This window comes from Pantoea sp. YU22 (genome assembly GCF_003970755.1).
Classification (GTDB): Bacteria; Pseudomonadota; Gammaproteobacteria; order Enterobacterales; family Enterobacteriaceae; genus Pantoea; species Pantoea piersonii.
This window is the reverse complement of the sequence record NZ_RYDU01000001.1, coordinates 836,811-853,246: the sequence shown is the minus strand read 5'-3', so window position 1 is coordinate 853,246 and position 16,436 is coordinate 836,811. Positions and strand designations below refer to the sequence as shown.

The window sequence follows — 16,436 nt, the reverse complement described above, 5'->3', positions numbered from 1 at the left end:
AACGCACTTTAATATTAACTGGCTCCTTTCAATTGGGTTTCGCTCTCGGAACCCTCTCATAATTTATCTTCACAATCGTTTAGGGATAAATCCGCTTTATATCCTGTACCAGACATTCAGGATGGGGGGCTTCGTACGCTGAATATTGTCCCGGTGCTTTTCCTTTGCCGGTAATAAGGACAAAGATATGAGAGACCCCATCGTTCGTCGCGTCCCTGCTGATCTTTCCTGCGTGGAAGTCAGCGAACAGTGGCAAATTACTTTCTGGATGCTGACGCTGCATATCACCCAGGATCGGCTTATACGCGCCGTAAAAGAAGCGGGGCAGGATATAGAAAAGGTGCGCAGCTGGCTGGAAGACAACCCGCCGCCGCGCCGCCCCTGTTCCTGATGGTTTAGCGTATGCCGCTTAACCTCTGCGCCGCCGCAAACGGGTTAACGCCGTTGGGGCTAGCGAGAAGATGCCCGTCTTCCGCCGGCAGGTCAGCAGTTTTAAAGTGGCTGATCGCGCTGGCAAGGGTTTCCGTTCGTCCGCTGAGGCTGCCGGCGGAGGCGGTGACCTGCTGAACGAGCGAGGCGTTCTGTTGCGTCACGCGGTCAAGATCGGCAATAGCCAGCGTTACCTGAGAAATGCCTTTACTCTGCTCATCTGAGGCCAGAGCGATTTGCCCGATAAGATCGTTCACGGCAGCAACGCTCTTCGTCACGCTTCCCATGGTGTCGCCCGCCCGTGCGGCAACCTCCGCGCCTTCCTGCACGCGCGTGACCGCGCCGCTAATCAACCCTTCGATCTCTTTGGCGGCAGCGGCGCTTCGCTGGGCCAGTGTCCGCACCTCAGAGGCGACGACGGCGAAGCCGCGGCCCTGTTCACCGGCTCGCGCCGCCTCAACGGCTGCATTTAACGCCAGAATATTCGTCTGGAATGCGATGCTGTTGATGGTGGCCGTAAACTGACGGATTTTTTCCGCCTCTTCGGCGATATCGCTCATCAGCGTCGAGACCGATGTCACCAGCGTCTCTCCTTGCTGCGTGGTATGAGTAGTCGCACCTGCAAGCTCGCGGGCTTCCCGCGCGCTCAGCGCGTTGTTTTTTACCGTTGCGGTCAGCTCTTCCATGCTGGCTGCGGTCTGCTCAAGCGCCGCAGCCTGACGGGTAGTGCGATCGGAGAGATCGGTGTTGCCGGCTGCGATATCAGCCGCTTCCTGACGCAGAACAACCGTGTTATCGCGTACGGACAGCACGGTAGTCAGCAAGCTTTGCTGCATCAGCCTGACCAGCGGAACCAGTTGGCCCACACAGTTACGACCAAATTCTTGCGGCTCTCGCGAGAGATCGCCCGCGGCAATCCTCTTGAAATACTCACGCATCACGCCAAGCGGTTTAACAAGGTGCGTTATCAGGAAGCGGTCGCAAAAAGCCAGCAACCCCAGCGTCACCAGCGCTGCGATAATAAAGGCGGCTTCGAGGCGATGGCGATCCCGGGTCATCGCCGCTTCGTCCGACGCAAGCTGATGCTGAAGCCAGACCAGGCGCTCATTTGACGCAGCCGAAAACAGCGCAGGCGTCTCGCTCAGCGCACGACGCACAGGCGCCCAGGCGGCCTCCTGGGGCAGATCTGCCTGCAGCGCCGCTTTTTCCGCAGGGGAGCCTGAAGCCATTACATTCCCGGCACGCGTCAGAAAGAGAAGCTGCGCGGTGAGGGCGTCTCTGCCCCCGTCTCGCTGGTGCATATCATGCAGAACAGCAGAACCGTAGGTGCCTGCCAGCGCGACGACAAGCAGGGCGGCAAGCAAAATGACCTGTACGACCCTGCGGATAGTAAAGTTTCTGAGAAAATACATAGAGGATTCCCCGGTGTTGTTATCGCTGTGTAAATGTTTATCGTATTTTATAATTAAAGTAGCCTGCTATTTAATTGCGCGCTATCTTATGGCTGGCTACAGTCTGGCAGCCAAACAGGAAAAAGAAAACGATCATTTTGTAATTTTTTTATCTTTCGGATTTTTTGGCATTGTTTTAAATATTTTGCTGTGCCTGGGCAGCGGAATGCGCTTAAAATTTGGTACCAGAAACCTGCTTTTTTCCTGTTGTCCTGACAGGATTTATCCGGCCTGTTGATTACACACTTTTTATTTCTGTTTCGTTCCAGAGGTGGGGCGGGCCGGAGGATCCATGCAAACATGTTCTGTCGACCCAGAGAGTCGCACCCGCGCGCTTGAGGCGTTTCGTGAACCTGACGAAAGCCGTGATGGCGTACTCGAAAAATTTGTCCGGCTGGCAAGCCAGGCGCTCGGCATTCCTGGCTGTTTTATTTCCATCGTTGACGATGAATTTCAGTACATCAGGGCCGCGCGCAACTTCTCTCTCAGGCACTCGACGCGTGAAGATTCGCTTTGCCGCTATGTGATAGATAACGAAACGCCGATGGTGGTGTCGGACACCTTGCTGGATGCCCGTTTTGTAAAGCATAAGTTTGTCGTCGGCGAGCCCTATATCCGCTTCTACGCCGGCGTTCCGCTGAAAAGCCGCAATGGTCATATACTCGGAACGCTCTGCGTCACCGACGGCGAGCCGCATCTGCTGAGCGCCGAGCAGCTTACCGCGCTGACGCTGCTGGCTGCGCTGGTCATCTCTTTTCTGGAAGCCTGGCACTCAGCCGGCTTTACCGATCCCGTCACCGGTTTGCCCAATCGCCAGCGCCTGATCCGCGATCTGCAATATCTGGCAACGGGCGGCGACAATCTGCCGCGTCGGCTGGTGCTGATCGACTGTATCGACATGCCGCGCGCTTATGAACTGGCGCGCTCTATGGGAATGGGACCGGTGGAGGGGCTGCTAAAAGATGTCGCTACGCTTTTGCCTCTGCGCCTCCGTCTTGGGCCGGGCGATCTGCTTTACACCGTGGCGACCGGACGTTTTGCGCTACTGGTCAGCGAAAGCAGCGGGCTGAGCGCAGCCCGGGTGGCGGATCGCATGGAGGGCATCAGCGCGGATCTGGGGGAAGGGCTCTCTGTCACCCTGACGACCTTTACCGGGGAAGTGAACTTTACGGCTGTGGCGTTACCCGCGCAGGAGATATTGCGTCGCGGGCTTAGCGCGCTTCATGAAGCGATTGGCAGCGGCGTGCCGACGCGAACCTTCAGCGCAGCAGAGGACGTTCGCCGCACGCGCGACTTTACCCTGATGCATGAGCTGGCCTCGGCTTTACAGCGCGACGAGGGCCTTTATCTGGCCTATCAACCCAAAATCTGTTTGCAGACAGGCGCACCTGTCGGACTGGAGGCGCTTATTCGCTGGCGTCATCCCGTACTGGGGGAATTATCGCCCTCCGCTTTCGTCCCGCTGGCGGAGCAGACAGAGCTGCTGCATGACATGAACGCCTGGGTTATCGATCGCGCTATTGCGCGCCTGGCGAGGTTGCGTAATCACTGCATACAGCTGCCCGTGTCGGTCAACGTCAGCCTGCACGATTTTGCCCGTCCCGGATTTGCGGACCTTCTTGAAGATAAAATGTTGAAAGTCAGGCTACCCACCTCGCTGCTTGGCGTGGAGTGTCTGGAGACTGAACGCCTGATTGAAAGTCCGGCAGCCATGCGCGGTCTGGAGATGCTCAAGCTGCGCGGTTTTGGCATATCGCTGGACGATTTTGGCACCGGATACAGCAATATCAGCTACCTTCGCCGCATGCCGCTGGACGTTATCAAGCTGGACCGCTCTTTAATTAGCGGGCTTTCATCCGATACCGCGTCGCGCATCATTGCGCGAAATATTATCACCATGCTGAAAGAGCTGGACTATGTCGTGCTGGCCGAAGGAATAGAGAGCGCCGATGTGGCAGGTATGCTGAGTGAATATGGCTGTGACCAGGCTCAGGGCTATTTTTATGCCAAACCGCTTCCCGATCGGGAGCTTGATGCGTGGCTGAACTGGAAGCTGCGCAATAAATGCAGCTGAAGCTCGCGCTTTTTATGGCGCATCCCGTGCCGCGTCAGAGGAGGGATCGTCGGGCACATCGCTCCATGTGCAGTCAATCTCGCTGTCATGCGAAACGCACTCGGGCAGCGCGTCACGATTCTTTGCCTGACGGTCGGGCGTCGCCGCGCAGCTGACGAGCAGCAGACAGGCGAAAAGCGCAGCAGATTTCAACATGGGGAAGCATCCATTCAGAACAGGTGCGCCAATTCTCTGTGCTGTTGCGTCAACAAGCGTATAACGACCCAGGCCAGAGAGAAGCCGCAACGTCAACCCTGCTTAAACCCCACCACTATTTGCTCCGGTTCCCGCGACAAACGCGATCTAAATCAATAACGAGAATTGTTCGCAATCGCATAGTTGCGCCACAGACCTATCGGAGATGAGATCATGTTGATAAAACCTGGCACTCAATGGCGCATTACAGGTTTCCAGAGCGACCTGTCCAGGCTGTTCAGCCGCAAACTTTTTTCACTGGGTTTCGTGCCGGGCGCGGTAATCGATATCGTCAGGTTCGCTCCGCTGGGCGATCCGGCTGAAGTTCGTATTCGCCACACCAGCTATGCGCTACGTAAATCTGAACTGGCGATGCTGCGTCTTGAACCAGTTAACGGAGGTGAGGGCGCATGAAAAGCATTAATGCCGTACTGGCTGGCAACCCTAACGCGGGTAAAACCACGCTTTTCAACCTGCTGACCGGGCTGCGCCAGCGCACCGGCAACTGGCCGGGCGTTACCGTTGAGCGTAAGCAGGGCACTTTCGCTACGGGGCAATCGTCCGTGACCCTGATTGATTTGCCGGGTATCTATTCTCTTGAAACGGTACACGCCGAGGACGGGATGTCCGCCGACGAGCGGGTGACCTGCAGCTACGTTATGAGCGGCCAGGCGGATGTGTTAATCAACGTGGTTGACGCCTCCAGCCTCGAAAAAAGCCTGTGGCTCACTTTGCAGCTGCGCGAGCTGAATTTGCCCATGATCGTGGTGCTTAATATGGCCGACGTCGCCAGAAAGTGCGGCATTACTCTGGATGCCGATACGCTGGCCGCGCAGCTGGGCTGTCCGGTGGTATCGATGTCCGCCTCGACCGCGGAAGGGCTGCCGGACCTGCTGGCGGCCATCGATCGCGTCGCTGCCGCGCCTGCCGCGGCGCTGCTGGTGAACCGGGCAGAGGTGAGCCATGAGGCGCGTCTGGCGCGCATCAATGCGATCTGTGAGGCAACCTGCGATCAGGCGTCTCATACCGCCCACCGTCTGACGCAACTACTGGATAATCTGTTCCTTAATCGCTGGCTCGGTTTTCCCCTGTTTCTGGGGGTGATGTACCTGATGTTCTATCTCTCCATTAATATCGGCGGCGCGCTGCAGCCGGTGTTCGACAAGGGCTCTACCGCGCTGTTTATCGACGGTACCGCCCAGCTTTGCGCGACGCTCCATCTTCCCGGCTGGCTCACCTCGTTTCTGGCGCAGGGCATTGGCGGCGGGATCGCCACCGTACTGCCGCTGGTGCCGCAGCTGGCGCTGATGTTCTTCTTTCTGACGGTGCTGGAAGAGTCCGGCTATATGGCGCGCGCCGCCTTTGTCGTCGATCGTCTTATGCGCTGGCTTGGCCTGCCGGGAAAATCCTTTGTCCCGCTGATCGTTGGCTTTGGCTGCAACGTGCCGGCGGTGATGGGCGCGCGAACGCTTGAAACCGAGCGGGAGAGGCTGGTCACGATGCTGATGGCGCCCTTTATGTCCTGCGGTGCCAGGCTGGCGATATTTGCCGTTTTCTCCACGGCCTTTTTTGGCAACGCCGGCGCCGGGCTAATTTTTACGCTCTACCTGCTTGGCATTGTGGCGGCTGTCTTCACCGGGCTGGTGTTAAAGCACACCCTGCTGAAGGGGGCGTCGTCGCGCGTCATTATGGAGCTGCCGCTGTGGCATGTGCCGGTCATGCGTAGCCTGCTGCTACAAACCTGGTTTCGGCTACACGCCTTTGTTATCCGCGCGGGCGCGGTGATCGTCGCAGCCTGCGTAATCATCAGTCTGCTTTCCGGCCTGACGGCGAAAGGCGAGATCGCGCAGCGCGTCGACGACTCCGTGCTCGCCTCAGCCAGCCGTTACCTGACGCCTTTGTTTACCCCCATGGGCGTTCGGGCCGATAACTGGCAGGCGACGGTCGGACTGGTAACCGGCGCAATGGCGAAAGAGAGCGTGGTCGGCACCCTGAACGCGCTTTATATGGCGGAGCCGCAAAACGCGCCAGACGCCGGGCCTGCGCAGAGCCTGTCGGCGGTCTTTGCCGACGCGCTGGATGAAACCTGGCAAAACCTGAAGGAGGCGCTCAGCCCGCAGACGCTGTTTAATCCGGTTGAAGCGAGCAAAGGGGACGGCGAGATGAGCCAGGGCGCGGTAGGCGTGATGCAGACGATGTTCGGCAGCTCGCTGGCGGCCTATAGCTATCTGGTCTTCGTCTTGCTCTACGTGCCGTGCGCCTCGGTGATGGGCGCTTTAGCGAAAGAGGCGGGACGTCAGTGGATGTGGTTCGCCCTGATCTGGGGAACGATCGTGGCCTATGGTGCCGCCACCCTGGTTTACCAAACCGGCACCTTCACTCAGCATCCCGGTTTCAGTCTGATCTGTATAGCAGGGGTCATTGCCGCAGGCGTCGCAGCCGTCACGCTTCTGCGCCAGTTGCGCTTCACCAGACAGCCTGCGCTGCAGCCCGTTAAAGAGGGCGGATGCGGCGGATGCAAAGGTTGCGGACATTAACGGGAAAAGGTAAACGCGTCTGTTATGGCGCGTTACCACCTGCCTGACGTAAGCGTGAGAAGCTGATTAACAAGGATAAAGGCGCGAAACAGGATAATTCCGCTTGCAAAGTGGCAGGGAAAATTTTGTAAAAAGCTGTGTTCTCTATCGACCGACTGCTGTGCCTGTCTTATGCTTGACCGGCCTCTAACCCTAACACTTCCGGAGTCCGACTGATGAAAGCAGCCACCTTTCTGCTGGCCGGTGCCGCGCTGCTGCTCTCCGCATGCAGCAGCAGCAATAACGAACCGCCGCAACAAGCTACCGCAGCCCATATTCAACCGCACGTCGTTATGTCGTCTCTGGCTGAAAGCAACTGCGCCAGCGCAGGTGGAACCCTTGCCTTTTCTCACCAGCTGGACGGCACGCGCATCGGCATGTGCCAGCTGGCGAACGGACGCCGCTGCGACGAACAGGCGCTGATCGGCGGCAACTGCGCCCGCTAAACTAGGCGGAAAGCTGATTCGGGCAGGTTTCGCCGTGCTCAAGCTGGTTGATATTCGACAAGGTCGTTTCTGAAATCGCCGTCAGCGCTTCAGCGGTAAGGAAGGCCTGATGGCCGGTAAACAGCACGTTGTGGCAGGCGGAGAGCCGACGGAACACATCGTCCTGAATCACGTCGTTAGACTTGTCTTCAAAGAACAGGTCGCGTTCGTTCTCGTAGACATCCAGGCCGAGCGACCCGATTTTTTGCTGCTTTAACGCCTCAATCGCCGCCTGAGAATCAATTAATGCGCCGCGGCTGGTATTAATAATCATCACGCCATCTTTCATCTGGCTGAAGGCCGAGGCATTCAACAGATGGTGGTTCTCCGGCGTCAGCGGACAGTGCAGCGTAATCACGTCTGATTCGGCGAACAGGGTTTTCAGGTCGACGTACTCCGCGCCCAGCTCCAGCGCCTGCTCGCTCGGATAGGGATCGAACGCCAGCAGACGCATGCCGAGGCCTTTCAGAATGCGCATCGTCGCCACACCGATTTTGCCAGTGCCGACGACGCCCGCCGTTTTGCCGTGCATATTAAAGCCGGTTAACCCGTCGAGAGAAAAGTTGGCGTCGCGCGTGCGCAGCCAGGCGCGATGGATACGGCGGTTAAGCGTTAACATCATGCCTACCGTATGCTCCGCCACTGCTTCCGGCGAATAAGCGGGCACGCGCACCACCTTCAGGCCCAGCTCCGCCGCCGCCGCTAAATCGACGTTGTTGAAACCAGCACAGCGCAGCGCGATATACTTCACGCCCAGCGACGCCAGCTCCTCCAGTACCGGACGACTGGCGTCATCGTTAACGAAAATGCATACGGCGTCGCAGCCGACGGCATTTTTGGCCGTCGCTTCCGTCAGTAAAAAGTCGAAGTACACCACATCGAAACGGTAGCCTTCGTTAACCTGATCGAAATATTTCTGGTCATAATGCTTCGTGCTATAAACCGCGATTTTCATCGTTACGCTCCTGTACTCGGGTATTCACACAGCATAACGTTTAATTGCCAGTTTTGCTGCTGTCGGTAGCGCGCCTTCAACTCTGGCCGATTACATGCCATCATCACTGTCAGGATCCTGTCAGGAAAAAGGAATATTACTGCCATGCCGCGGAGCCTCCGCCGACTACTCGCTGCACTACTGGCGCTGACGCTACTGCTGCTGGGGCTGCTGCTTACCCTTACGCAATGGCTGCCGCGCCTGGCCGGCATCTGGCTGCCAGCGGAGACGCGTATCGTACTGGATGGATCGCCGCGCTGGCGCAACGGTGGCTTATGGTTTCCGGAGGTGCGCTACCTGGCGGGCGAATGCGTGCTGGCGAGCGTCGCGCAGGCTTCGCTCGGCTGGCATGAAAAGCGCTGGCGGCTGAATGCGCACCAGGTCACGCTCAACAGCGACTGTCTGCAAAAGCTGCCGCAAAGCGAGCAGCCCGGCGCGCCTAAAAGCCTGGCAGCGTGGCAGCAGCTGTTACCGGGCGCCGATATTCATCTCGATAATCTCAGCATTGCGCCCTGGCAGCAGTATGCCGGCGGTTTCGACCTCGCTCTGACCCCCGACAAACAGACGCTGCACTATCGCGGCGAAAACCTCAGTATCGATGCTAACCTGCAGGGGCAGCAGCTCACGGTAGAGCAGCTGACGCTGCGCCACAACGCGCTGCCGGAGCCTGTTACGCTTCATGGTCAGTTCGATCTGCCTGAGTTTGCCAACGGCCTGCCGGTCAGCGGCCAGCTGGCAGGCGAACTGCAGTACGCTGGCGAACCGCTGCGGCTGACGCTCGACTGGCAACAGCAGCAGGGAAAGCTTGCGCTCTATACCACCGGCGACGGAGAGCCGCTGTTAACGCTGCCGTGGCAGGCCGATGCCCGACAGATCCGCATTTTGAAAGGGCACTATCGCTGGCCGACCGGCGATCAGACGCTCTCCGGCTTTCTCGACCTTACGCTGGATAACTGGCAGCAGGGGCTGGAGGAGACGCAGATCGCTGGCCGTCTCAACGTTCTGACGCAGGGGCGCGGCGGCAAAGGCAACGCGGTCTTGAGCATCGGGCCGGGCAGGCTGAGTATGACCGACAGCGCGCTGCCGCTGCGCCTTACCGGCGAAAGCAAACTGGCGGCGATGCAGCTCTACGCCTCGCTGCCGGGCGATCTCAGCGGGCCGTTGCTCGATCCGCAGCTGACATTTCAGCCCGGCGCGCTGCTGCGTCTGCGCGGCCGCCTGCTCTCTACGCTGGAAGTGGACGAAGCGCGCTGGCCGCTGGCGGGCGTGCGGCTCGCGTCGCAGGGCGTCGACGGGCGTTTACAGGCAATCCTTAAGGCGCACGATCCGAGCTTTGGCCAGTTCAGACTTCACCTGGACGGCCGCGCGGCCGATTTCTGGCCAGATAAAGGAGAGTGGAAGTGGCGCTACTGGGGAGCGGGCGACATGCTGCCCCTCAACGCAAAATGGACCATACAGGGCGCTGGCGGCTGGCGCGACACGCTTATTCATCTCGACAGCCTTAATGCCGGTTTCAATCAGATGCAGTACGGCATGGCGCAGGTTTCGCGGCCGCGCCTGACGTTAAGCGCGCCGGTCAACTGGCAGCGTGATGCACAACGGCCTGCTTTTAATGGCGGCTTCCGCATCGATGCGGGAGAGACGCTTTTTGATTTTGACGGTCGCCTGCCCGCCTCGTCGCTGAGCTTTGAGGCGAAAGGCCAGGATCCCAGCCATTTTGTCTGGCGCGGTCAGCTGCAGGCGCAGGCGATAGGCCCGCTGCGCGTGCATGGCCGCTGGGACGGTGCACGCCTGCGCGGCGAAGCCTGGTGGCCGACACAGTCTCTGACGGTCTTTCAGCCGCTGCTGAACCCGGATCTCAAGATGAAAATACGCTCGGGCGAGCTGCGCGCCCAGGTGGCCTTTTCCGCCGCGGCGAAAGAGGGCTTTAGCGCCGGCGGTCACTGGACAGTGAAGCAGGGCAGCCTCTGGACGCCGGACAACCAGATCAACGGCGTCGATTTCTCGCTGCCGTTCCGTCTTAAAGATCAGCAGTGGCAGCTCGGCGTGCGCGGTCCGGTGTCGCTGCGTATCGGTGAAGTCGCCAACCAGTTCGCCATGAAGAATATTCGCGCCGATTTGCAGGGCTACTATCCCTGGCGCGAGGCGCAGCCGCTGACGCTGCAGGATGTCAGTATGGAGGTGCTGGGCGGTAAGGTAACGCTGGCCGCGCTACGCCTGCCGCAGCACGAGGCGGCAAAGCTGAGCCTGCGCGATATCAGCCTGAGCAAGCTGGTCTCGGCGCTGAAACCGACGCAGTTCGCCATGTCCGGCAAGATCAACGGCGAGCTGCCGCTGTGGGTGAACAACCCGCACTGGCTGGTGCAGAACGGCTGGATCGCCAACAACGGCTCCCTGACGTTCCGCATGGACAAAGATATGGCCGACGCGATTACCGCTAACAACGTTGCGGCGGGCGCGGCAATGGACTGGCTGCGCTATATGGAGATCTCGCGCTCGTGGGCGACGCTCGATCTCGATAACCTGGGCAACCTCGCCATGCAGGCACAGGTGCAGGGCACCAGCCGCTTCAGCAACCGCGACCAGACCGTAAATCTGAACTACCGCCATCAGCAGAACCTGTTTCAACTCTGGCGCAGCCTGCGCTTTGGCGATAATTTGCAATCCTGGGTGGAACAGAACGCCACTCTGCCGACTAAAAGGGATCAAAAACCATGAGCCTCCGGGCGTTACTGATGCTGGCAGTCGGGCTGCCGCTGACTGGCTGCGTGCCGCGCATTGAGGTGGCCGCGCCAAAGGAGCCGATCACTATCAATATGAATGTGAAAATTGAACATGAGATCCATATCAAAGTGGATAAAGATGTGGAGGCGCTGCTGAAAAACCAGAGCGGTCTTTTCTAATGCGCGCCCTGGCGAAACCGCTGATCGCCGCGCTGCTCTTTATCGGTGCGGCGCAGCCTGCGCTGGCGTTAACGCTGGATGAGGCTCGTCATCAGGGGCGCGTCGGGGAAACCTTTAGCGGCTACCTCGCCGCGCGCCAGCAGGATAGCGAGACGCAGGCGCTGGTGAAGCGCGTCAACGACGGGCGCAGCGCCGAATATCAGCGTATCGCGCAGCAGAACAATCTTACCAGGGATCAGGTTGCGCAAATCGCCGGCGCTAAGCTGGTCGAACGCGCAGGCGCAGGGGAGTATGTGCGCGGCCTTAACGGCCTGTGGATGCAGAAATAAAAAAGCCAGGCATCATGCCTGGCAACTGAAACAGTCTGAATAATAATAATGATGATTAGGCAGCAACGATCTGTTTGATCGCAGTTTTCGCTTCTTCAGTCGCTTTGGTGGCCACTTCCGGGCCGTAAGCGATGCCTTCGGCGAAAACAAAGTTTACGTCAGTGATGCCGATAAAGCCCAGGAAGAGCTTCACGTATGGGGTCAGCAGATCGGTCGGGGTATCTTTGTGAATGCCGCCGCGGCTGGAGAGGATGACTGCGCGCTTGCCTTTCACCAGGCCTTCCGGGCCCGCTTCGGTGTAGCGGAAGGTCACGCCGGCACGTGCAACCAGGTCAAAATAGTTTTTCAGCTGGGTCGGGATGTTGAAGTTGTACATCGGCGCGGCGATAACCACCACGTCGTGCGCCTGCAGCTCGGCGATCAGAGCATCGGAGAGCGACAGCGCCTCCTGCTGACGCGGAGAGAGCGGGGCGTCTGACGGACGCAGCGCGCCGACCAGCTCGCCATCCAGTACCGGAATCGGATCGGCAGCCAGGTCGCGAACGGTCACCTGATCGCCTTTCGCTTTCGCTTCTTCAACGTAGAAATCGGCCAGTTGGCTTGACTGTGAGTAACCAGCCAGAATGCTGGATTTCAGAACTAATACTTTGCTCATTGCTGTTTCCTGTTTGTTACGCGGAAGGCTTCCCGCTCAATGGGTTACACTCTACGGTCATTAAGCGCGCGGGAAAAGCGCAATATTTCGAGAGCTATGTTCGAATTTCTTGAATAAGCGAGGCAGGCAAGGCGCAGCTGAGCGGGCTGAAATGTGTTACTCTTTGCCGATACAATTTTTAGAATCAGCCGGTTAACCCGGTTACCGGACGCTGCAGCGTGCAGCGGCTCCGTCTGAGAAGGTACTCCATTACTATGTCATCACCGGTTTCCTCTCCCTTTGCATCGCTGTGGTCGCGACTCGACAACCTGATGCTGCGTGACCGTCAACGCCTTCAGCGCCGTCTGCGCGGCGCCAGCAAGGTGAACAACCCCGCTGCGCAGCAGGGCGTCGCCGACGAAATCAGTCAGGAGATCGCCGCAGCGGAACAGCGCGTCGCCGCGCGTGCCGCCGCGACGCCAAAAATTACCTTTCCCGATAATCTGCCCGTCAGCCAGAAGCAGCAGCAGATCGCCGAAGCGATCCGCGATCATCAGGTGGTGATCGTCGCTGGCGAAACCGGTTCGGGTAAAACCACCCAGTTGCCGAAAATCTGTCTGGCGCTGGGGCGCGGCGTGAAAGGGCTGATCGGCCATACCCAGCCGCGTCGTCTGGCGGCGCGCACCGTCGCCAACCGTATCGCCGATGAGCTGGAAACGTCGCTCGGCGGCTGCATCGGCTATAAGGTGCGCTTTAACGATCAGGTCAGCGAAACCACCCAGGTGAAGCTGATGACCGACGGTATTTTGCTGGCGGAAATCCAGCAGGACCGCCTGCTGTTGCAGTATGACACCATCATTATCGATGAGGCGCACGAACGCAGCCTGAACATCGATTTCCTGCTCGGCTATCTGCGCGAGCTGCTGCCGCGCCGTCCCGATCTGAAAATCATCATTACCTCGGCGACCATCGATCCGCAGCGCTTTTCGCGCCACTTCCATAACGCGCCCGTTATTGAAGTGTCGGGCCGTACTTTCCCGGTCGAGGTGCGTTACCGGCCGGTGGTGGAAGAGGCGGACGACAGTGAGCGCGACCAGCTGCAGGCGATCTTCGACGCGGTCGACGAGCTGAGCGACGAAGGGCGCGGTGATATTCTGATCTTTCTGAGCGGCGAGCGCGAAATTCGCGACACCGCCGACGCGCTGGCGAAGCGCGATCTGCCGCATACGGAAATTCTGCCGCTCTATGCGCGCCTGTCGAACGCCGAGCAGAACCGGGTTTTCCAGTCGCACAGCGGACGCCGCATCGTGCTGGCGACCAACGTAGCGGAAACGTCGCTCACCGTACCAGGCATCAAATATGTTATCGATCCCGGCACCGCCCGCATTAGCCGCTACAGCTATCGCACTAAGGTGCAGCGTCTGCCGATCGAGCCGATTTCACAGGCGTCGGCTAACCAGCGTAAAGGGCGCTGCGGCCGCGTTTCAGATGGCATCTGTATCCGGCTCTATTCCGAGGATGACTTCCTCAGCCGCCCGGCCTTTACCGATCCGGAGATCCTGCGCACTAACCTGGCGTCGGTTATTCTGCAGATGACGGCGCTGGGGCTGGGCGATATCGCCGCGTTTCCCTTTGTCGAAGCGCCCGACAAGCGCAATATTCAGGATGGCGTGCGCCTGCTGGAAGAGCTTGGCGCATTAACGCTCAACGACGAGACCGGCCACTACAAGCTGACCAGCTCTGGCCGTCAGCTGGCGCAGCTGCCGGTTGATCCCCGTCTGGCGCGCATGGTGCTGGAGGCGCAGCGCTTCGGCTGTGTGCGTGAGGTGATGATTATCGCGTCGGCGCTGTCGATTCAGGATCCGCGCGAGCGCCCGGTAGAGAAACAGCAGGCCGCCGATGAGAAACATCGTCGTTTCGCCGACAAAGAGTCGGACTTTCTCGCCTTCGTTAACCTCTGGAATTACCTGGGCGAACAGCAGAAAGCGCTGTCGGGCAACCAGTTCCGCCGCCAGTGCAAAGGGGATTTCCTGAACTATCTGCGCGTGCGTGAATGGCAGGATATCTATACCCAGCTGCGCCAGGTGGTGCGTGAGCTGGGTATTCCGGTTAACAGCGAACCGGCGGGCTTCCGCGAGGTGCACTGCGCGCTGCTGACCGGCCTGCTGTCGCATATCGGCATGAAAGACGCCGAGAAGCAGGAGTTTACCGGCGCGCGCAACGCGCGTTTCGCCATTTTCCCCGGCTCAGGGCTGTTTAAAAAACCGCCGAAATGGACCATGGTCGCCGAGCTGGTAGAAACCAGCCGCCTGTGGGGCCGGATCGCGGCGCGTATCGATCCGGAGTGGATCGAGCCGCTGGCGCAGCACCTGATCAAGCGCAGCTACAGCGAGCCGCACTGGGAAAAAGGTCAGGGCGCGGTGATGGCGCAGGAGAAAGTCACGCTGTACGGTCTGCCGATCGTGGCCGCGCGCAAGGTGAACTACGGGCGTATCGATCCCGCGCTGAGTCGCGAGCTTTTTATCCGTCATGCGCTGGTGGAAGGCGACTGGCAGACGCGCCACGCCTTTTTCCGCAACAACCAGAAACTGCGCAGCGAGGTCGAAGACCTTGAGCACAAATCACGTCGTCGCGACATTCTGGTCGATGATGAGACGCTGTTCGGCTTTTATGACCAGCGCGTCGGCCAGGACGTGGTGTCGGCGAAACATTTCGACAGCTGGTGGAAGCTGGCGAGCCGCGATAATCCCGATTTGCTCAGCTTTGACAAACAGATGCTGATCAAAGAGGGCGCGGAGAAGGTCAGCCAGCTCGACTATCCCAACTTCTGGCATCAGGGCAACCTCAAGCTGAAGCTCAGCTATCAGTTCGAGCCGGGCGCGGACGCCGACGGCGTGACGGTGCATATCCCGCTGCCGCTGCTTAATCAGGTCGAGGATCAGGGCTTCGAGTGGCAGATCCCCGGCGTGCGCCGCGAGCTGATTATTGCGCTGATTAAGTCGCTGCCGAAGCCGCTGCGCCGTAATCTGGTGCCCGCGCCTAATTACGCTGACGCCTTCCTGGGGCGCGTTACTGCGATGGAGATGCCGCTGCTCGACGCGCTGGCGAAAGAGTTTCGCCGTATGACCGGCGTGACGCTGGAGCGGGAAAACTGGCAGTGGGATCAGGTGCCCGATCACCTGAAAATGACCTTCCGCGTGGTAGACGAACACAACCGCAAGCTGAAAGAGGGTAAAGATCTCAGCGCGCTGAAAGCCGAGCTCAAGGAAAAAGTGCAGGAGACCCTGTCAAAAGTGGCGGATGACGGGCTGGAGCAGAACGGCCTGCATATCTGGAGCTTTGGCGATCTGCCGCGCAGCTATGAGCAGAAGCGCGGCGGCTATCAGGTCAAGGCCTGGCCAGCCCTGGTCGATGAGAAGGATAGCGTGGCGATACGCCTGTTCGACAGCGAGCAGGAGCAGCAGAAAATGATGTGGCGCGGCCAGCGTCGTCTGCTGCTGCTGAATATCCCTTCACCGATAAAATACCTGCACGAAAAGCTGCCGAATAAAGCCAAGCTGGGACTCTACTTCAACCCATACGGAAAAGTGCTGGATCTGATCGACGACTGCATCGCCTGCGGCGTTGACAAGCTAATGGCGGAAGCGGGCGGCCCGGCCTGGCAGCAGGAAAACTTCGAGCAGCTGCGCGAGAAAGTGCGCGCTGAGCTAAACGATACGGTGGTAGAGATTGCGAAACAGGTTGAGCAGATCCTGACGGCGGTGTTCAACATCAACAAGCGGCTGAAAGGGCGCGTTGATATGACGATGGCGCTGGCGCTGTCAGATATCAAGGCGCAGATGAGCGGTCTGGTCTATCGCGGCTTCGTTACCGGCAACGGCTGGAAACGCCTGGGCGACACGCTGCGCTATCTGCATGGCATTGAGCGTCGCCTGGAAAAACTGCCTGCCGATCCGCACAGCGATCGCGCGCGCATGCTGAAGGTGCAGGCAGTGGAGCAGGCCTGGCAGGCGTGGCGTAATAAACTGCCGCCGCAGCGTCAGGATGATGAAGAGGTGAAGGAGGTTCGCTGGATGATCGAGGAGCTGCGCATCAGCTACTTCGCGCAGCAGCTCGGCACCCCTTATCCCGTTTCCGACAAGCGCATCCTGCAAACAATGGAGCAGTACGCGGCATAACAGCCGTCGCATCGCAGGAAGCCGCAGCGGAGACGCTGCGGCTTTTTTTTGACGCGAATAAAACGGGCAAGGCAAAGGTTATAACGCCGTTGCTCAATTTCTCTTTACAGCTATCCCGAAAATGGACGCGAAATATAAAGCGACGGTAA

General features: G+C 59.1%; 13 protein-coding genes. 9 read left to right on the top strand and 4 right to left on the bottom strand.

Going from position 1 to position 16,436, the window contains the following annotated elements:
* The first annotated feature begins 187 nt into the window (after positions 1-187).
* Positions 188-391: a DUF3606 domain-containing protein gene (locus EKL29_RS04105; protein WP_120452748.1), complete on the top strand. Its 204-nt coding sequence runs from the start codon at positions 188-190 to the stop codon at positions 389-391.
* 4 nt (positions 392-395) lie between these two features.
* On the opposite strand, the gene EKL29_RS04100 is transcribed toward EKL29_RS04105, so the two are convergent.
* A complete protein-coding gene (locus EKL29_RS04100; protein ID WP_126688909.1) occupies positions 396-1,841 on the bottom strand; it encodes a methyl-accepting chemotaxis protein in 1,446 nt (481 codons plus the stop codon).
* Positions 1,842-2,172: 331 nt separating this feature from the next.
* Here EKL29_RS04100 and EKL29_RS04095 point away from each other — a divergent pair, with 331 nt between their 5' ends.
* A complete protein-coding gene (locus tag EKL29_RS04095) occupies positions 2,173-3,954 on the top strand; it encodes an EAL domain-containing protein (protein ID WP_120452744.1) in 1,782 nt (593 codons plus the stop codon).
* Positions 3,955-3,966: 12 nt separating this feature from the next.
* Here EKL29_RS04095 and EKL29_RS04090 read toward each other — a convergent pair whose 3' ends face one another.
* Positions 3,967-4,149, bottom strand: a complete 183-nt coding sequence (locus tag EKL29_RS04090; RefSeq protein ID WP_126688908.1) for a hypothetical protein — start codon at positions 4,147-4,149, stop codon at positions 3,967-3,969.
* Positions 4,150-4,362: 213 nt separating this feature from the next.
* On the opposite strand from EKL29_RS04090, the gene EKL29_RS04085 reads away from it, so the two are divergent.
* From EKL29_RS04085 to EKL29_RS04075, 3 genes are all read left to right on the top strand, one after another.
* Positions 4,363-4,602: a FeoA domain-containing protein gene (locus EKL29_RS04085; RefSeq protein ID WP_120452741.1), complete on the top strand. Its 240-nt coding sequence runs from the start codon at positions 4,363-4,365 to the stop codon at positions 4,600-4,602.
* Positions 4,599-6,725, top strand: coding sequence for a Fe(2+) transporter permease subunit FeoB (gene feoB / locus EKL29_RS04080; protein ID WP_126688907.1), 2,127 nt, complete (start codon positions 4,599-4,601; stop codon positions 6,723-6,725). Before EKL29_RS04085 ends, feoB begins: the two co-directional genes overlap by 4 nt.
* A 215-nt stretch (positions 6,726-6,940) precedes the next feature.
* Positions 6,941-7,210, top strand: coding sequence for a DUF333 domain-containing protein (locus tag EKL29_RS04075; RefSeq protein WP_126688906.1), 270 nt, complete (start codon positions 6,941-6,943; stop codon positions 7,208-7,210).
* A gap of 1 nt (position 7,211) precedes the next feature.
* On the opposite strand, the gene EKL29_RS04070 is transcribed toward EKL29_RS04075, so the two are convergent.
* Entirely contained in the window at positions 7,212-8,204 is a 993-nt protein-coding gene (locus tag EKL29_RS04070; protein WP_120452735.1) for a 2-hydroxyacid dehydrogenase, read from the bottom strand.
* A gap of 144 nt (positions 8,205-8,348) precedes the next feature.
* Here EKL29_RS04070 and EKL29_RS04065 point away from each other — a divergent pair, with 144 nt between their 5' ends.
* The 3 genes from EKL29_RS04065 to EKL29_RS04055 are packed head-to-tail and all read left to right on the top strand — an operon-like array spanning position 8,349 to position 11,475.
* Complete coding sequence (locus EKL29_RS04065; protein WP_126688905.1) at positions 8,349-10,961, top strand: YdbH family protein; 2,613 nt, start codon at positions 8,349-8,351, stop codon at positions 10,959-10,961.
* Complete coding sequence (locus tag EKL29_RS04060; RefSeq protein WP_120452731.1) at positions 10,958-11,146, top strand: YnbE family lipoprotein; 189 nt, start codon at positions 10,958-10,960, stop codon at positions 11,144-11,146. Before EKL29_RS04065 ends, EKL29_RS04060 begins: the two co-directional genes overlap by 4 nt.
* Positions 11,146-11,475, top strand: coding sequence for a YdbL family protein (locus tag EKL29_RS04055; RefSeq protein ID WP_120452730.1), 330 nt, complete (start codon positions 11,146-11,148; stop codon positions 11,473-11,475). Before EKL29_RS04060 ends, EKL29_RS04055 begins: the two co-directional genes overlap by 1 nt.
* A 55-nt stretch (positions 11,476-11,530) precedes the next feature.
* Here the strand turns inward: EKL29_RS04055 and EKL29_RS04050 are convergent, their stop codons facing one another.
* Positions 11,531-12,130, bottom strand: coding sequence for an FMN-dependent NADH-azoreductase (locus tag EKL29_RS04050; RefSeq protein ID WP_120452728.1), 600 nt, complete (start codon positions 12,128-12,130; stop codon positions 11,531-11,533).
* 254 nt (positions 12,131-12,384) lie between these two features.
* On the opposite strand from EKL29_RS04050, the gene hrpA reads away from it, so the two are divergent.
* Positions 12,385-16,287: an ATP-dependent RNA helicase HrpA gene (gene hrpA, locus EKL29_RS04045; protein ID WP_120452727.1), complete on the top strand. Its 3,903-nt coding sequence runs from the start codon at positions 12,385-12,387 to the stop codon at positions 16,285-16,287.
* The last annotated feature ends 149 nt before the right edge of the window (positions 16,288-16,436 follow it).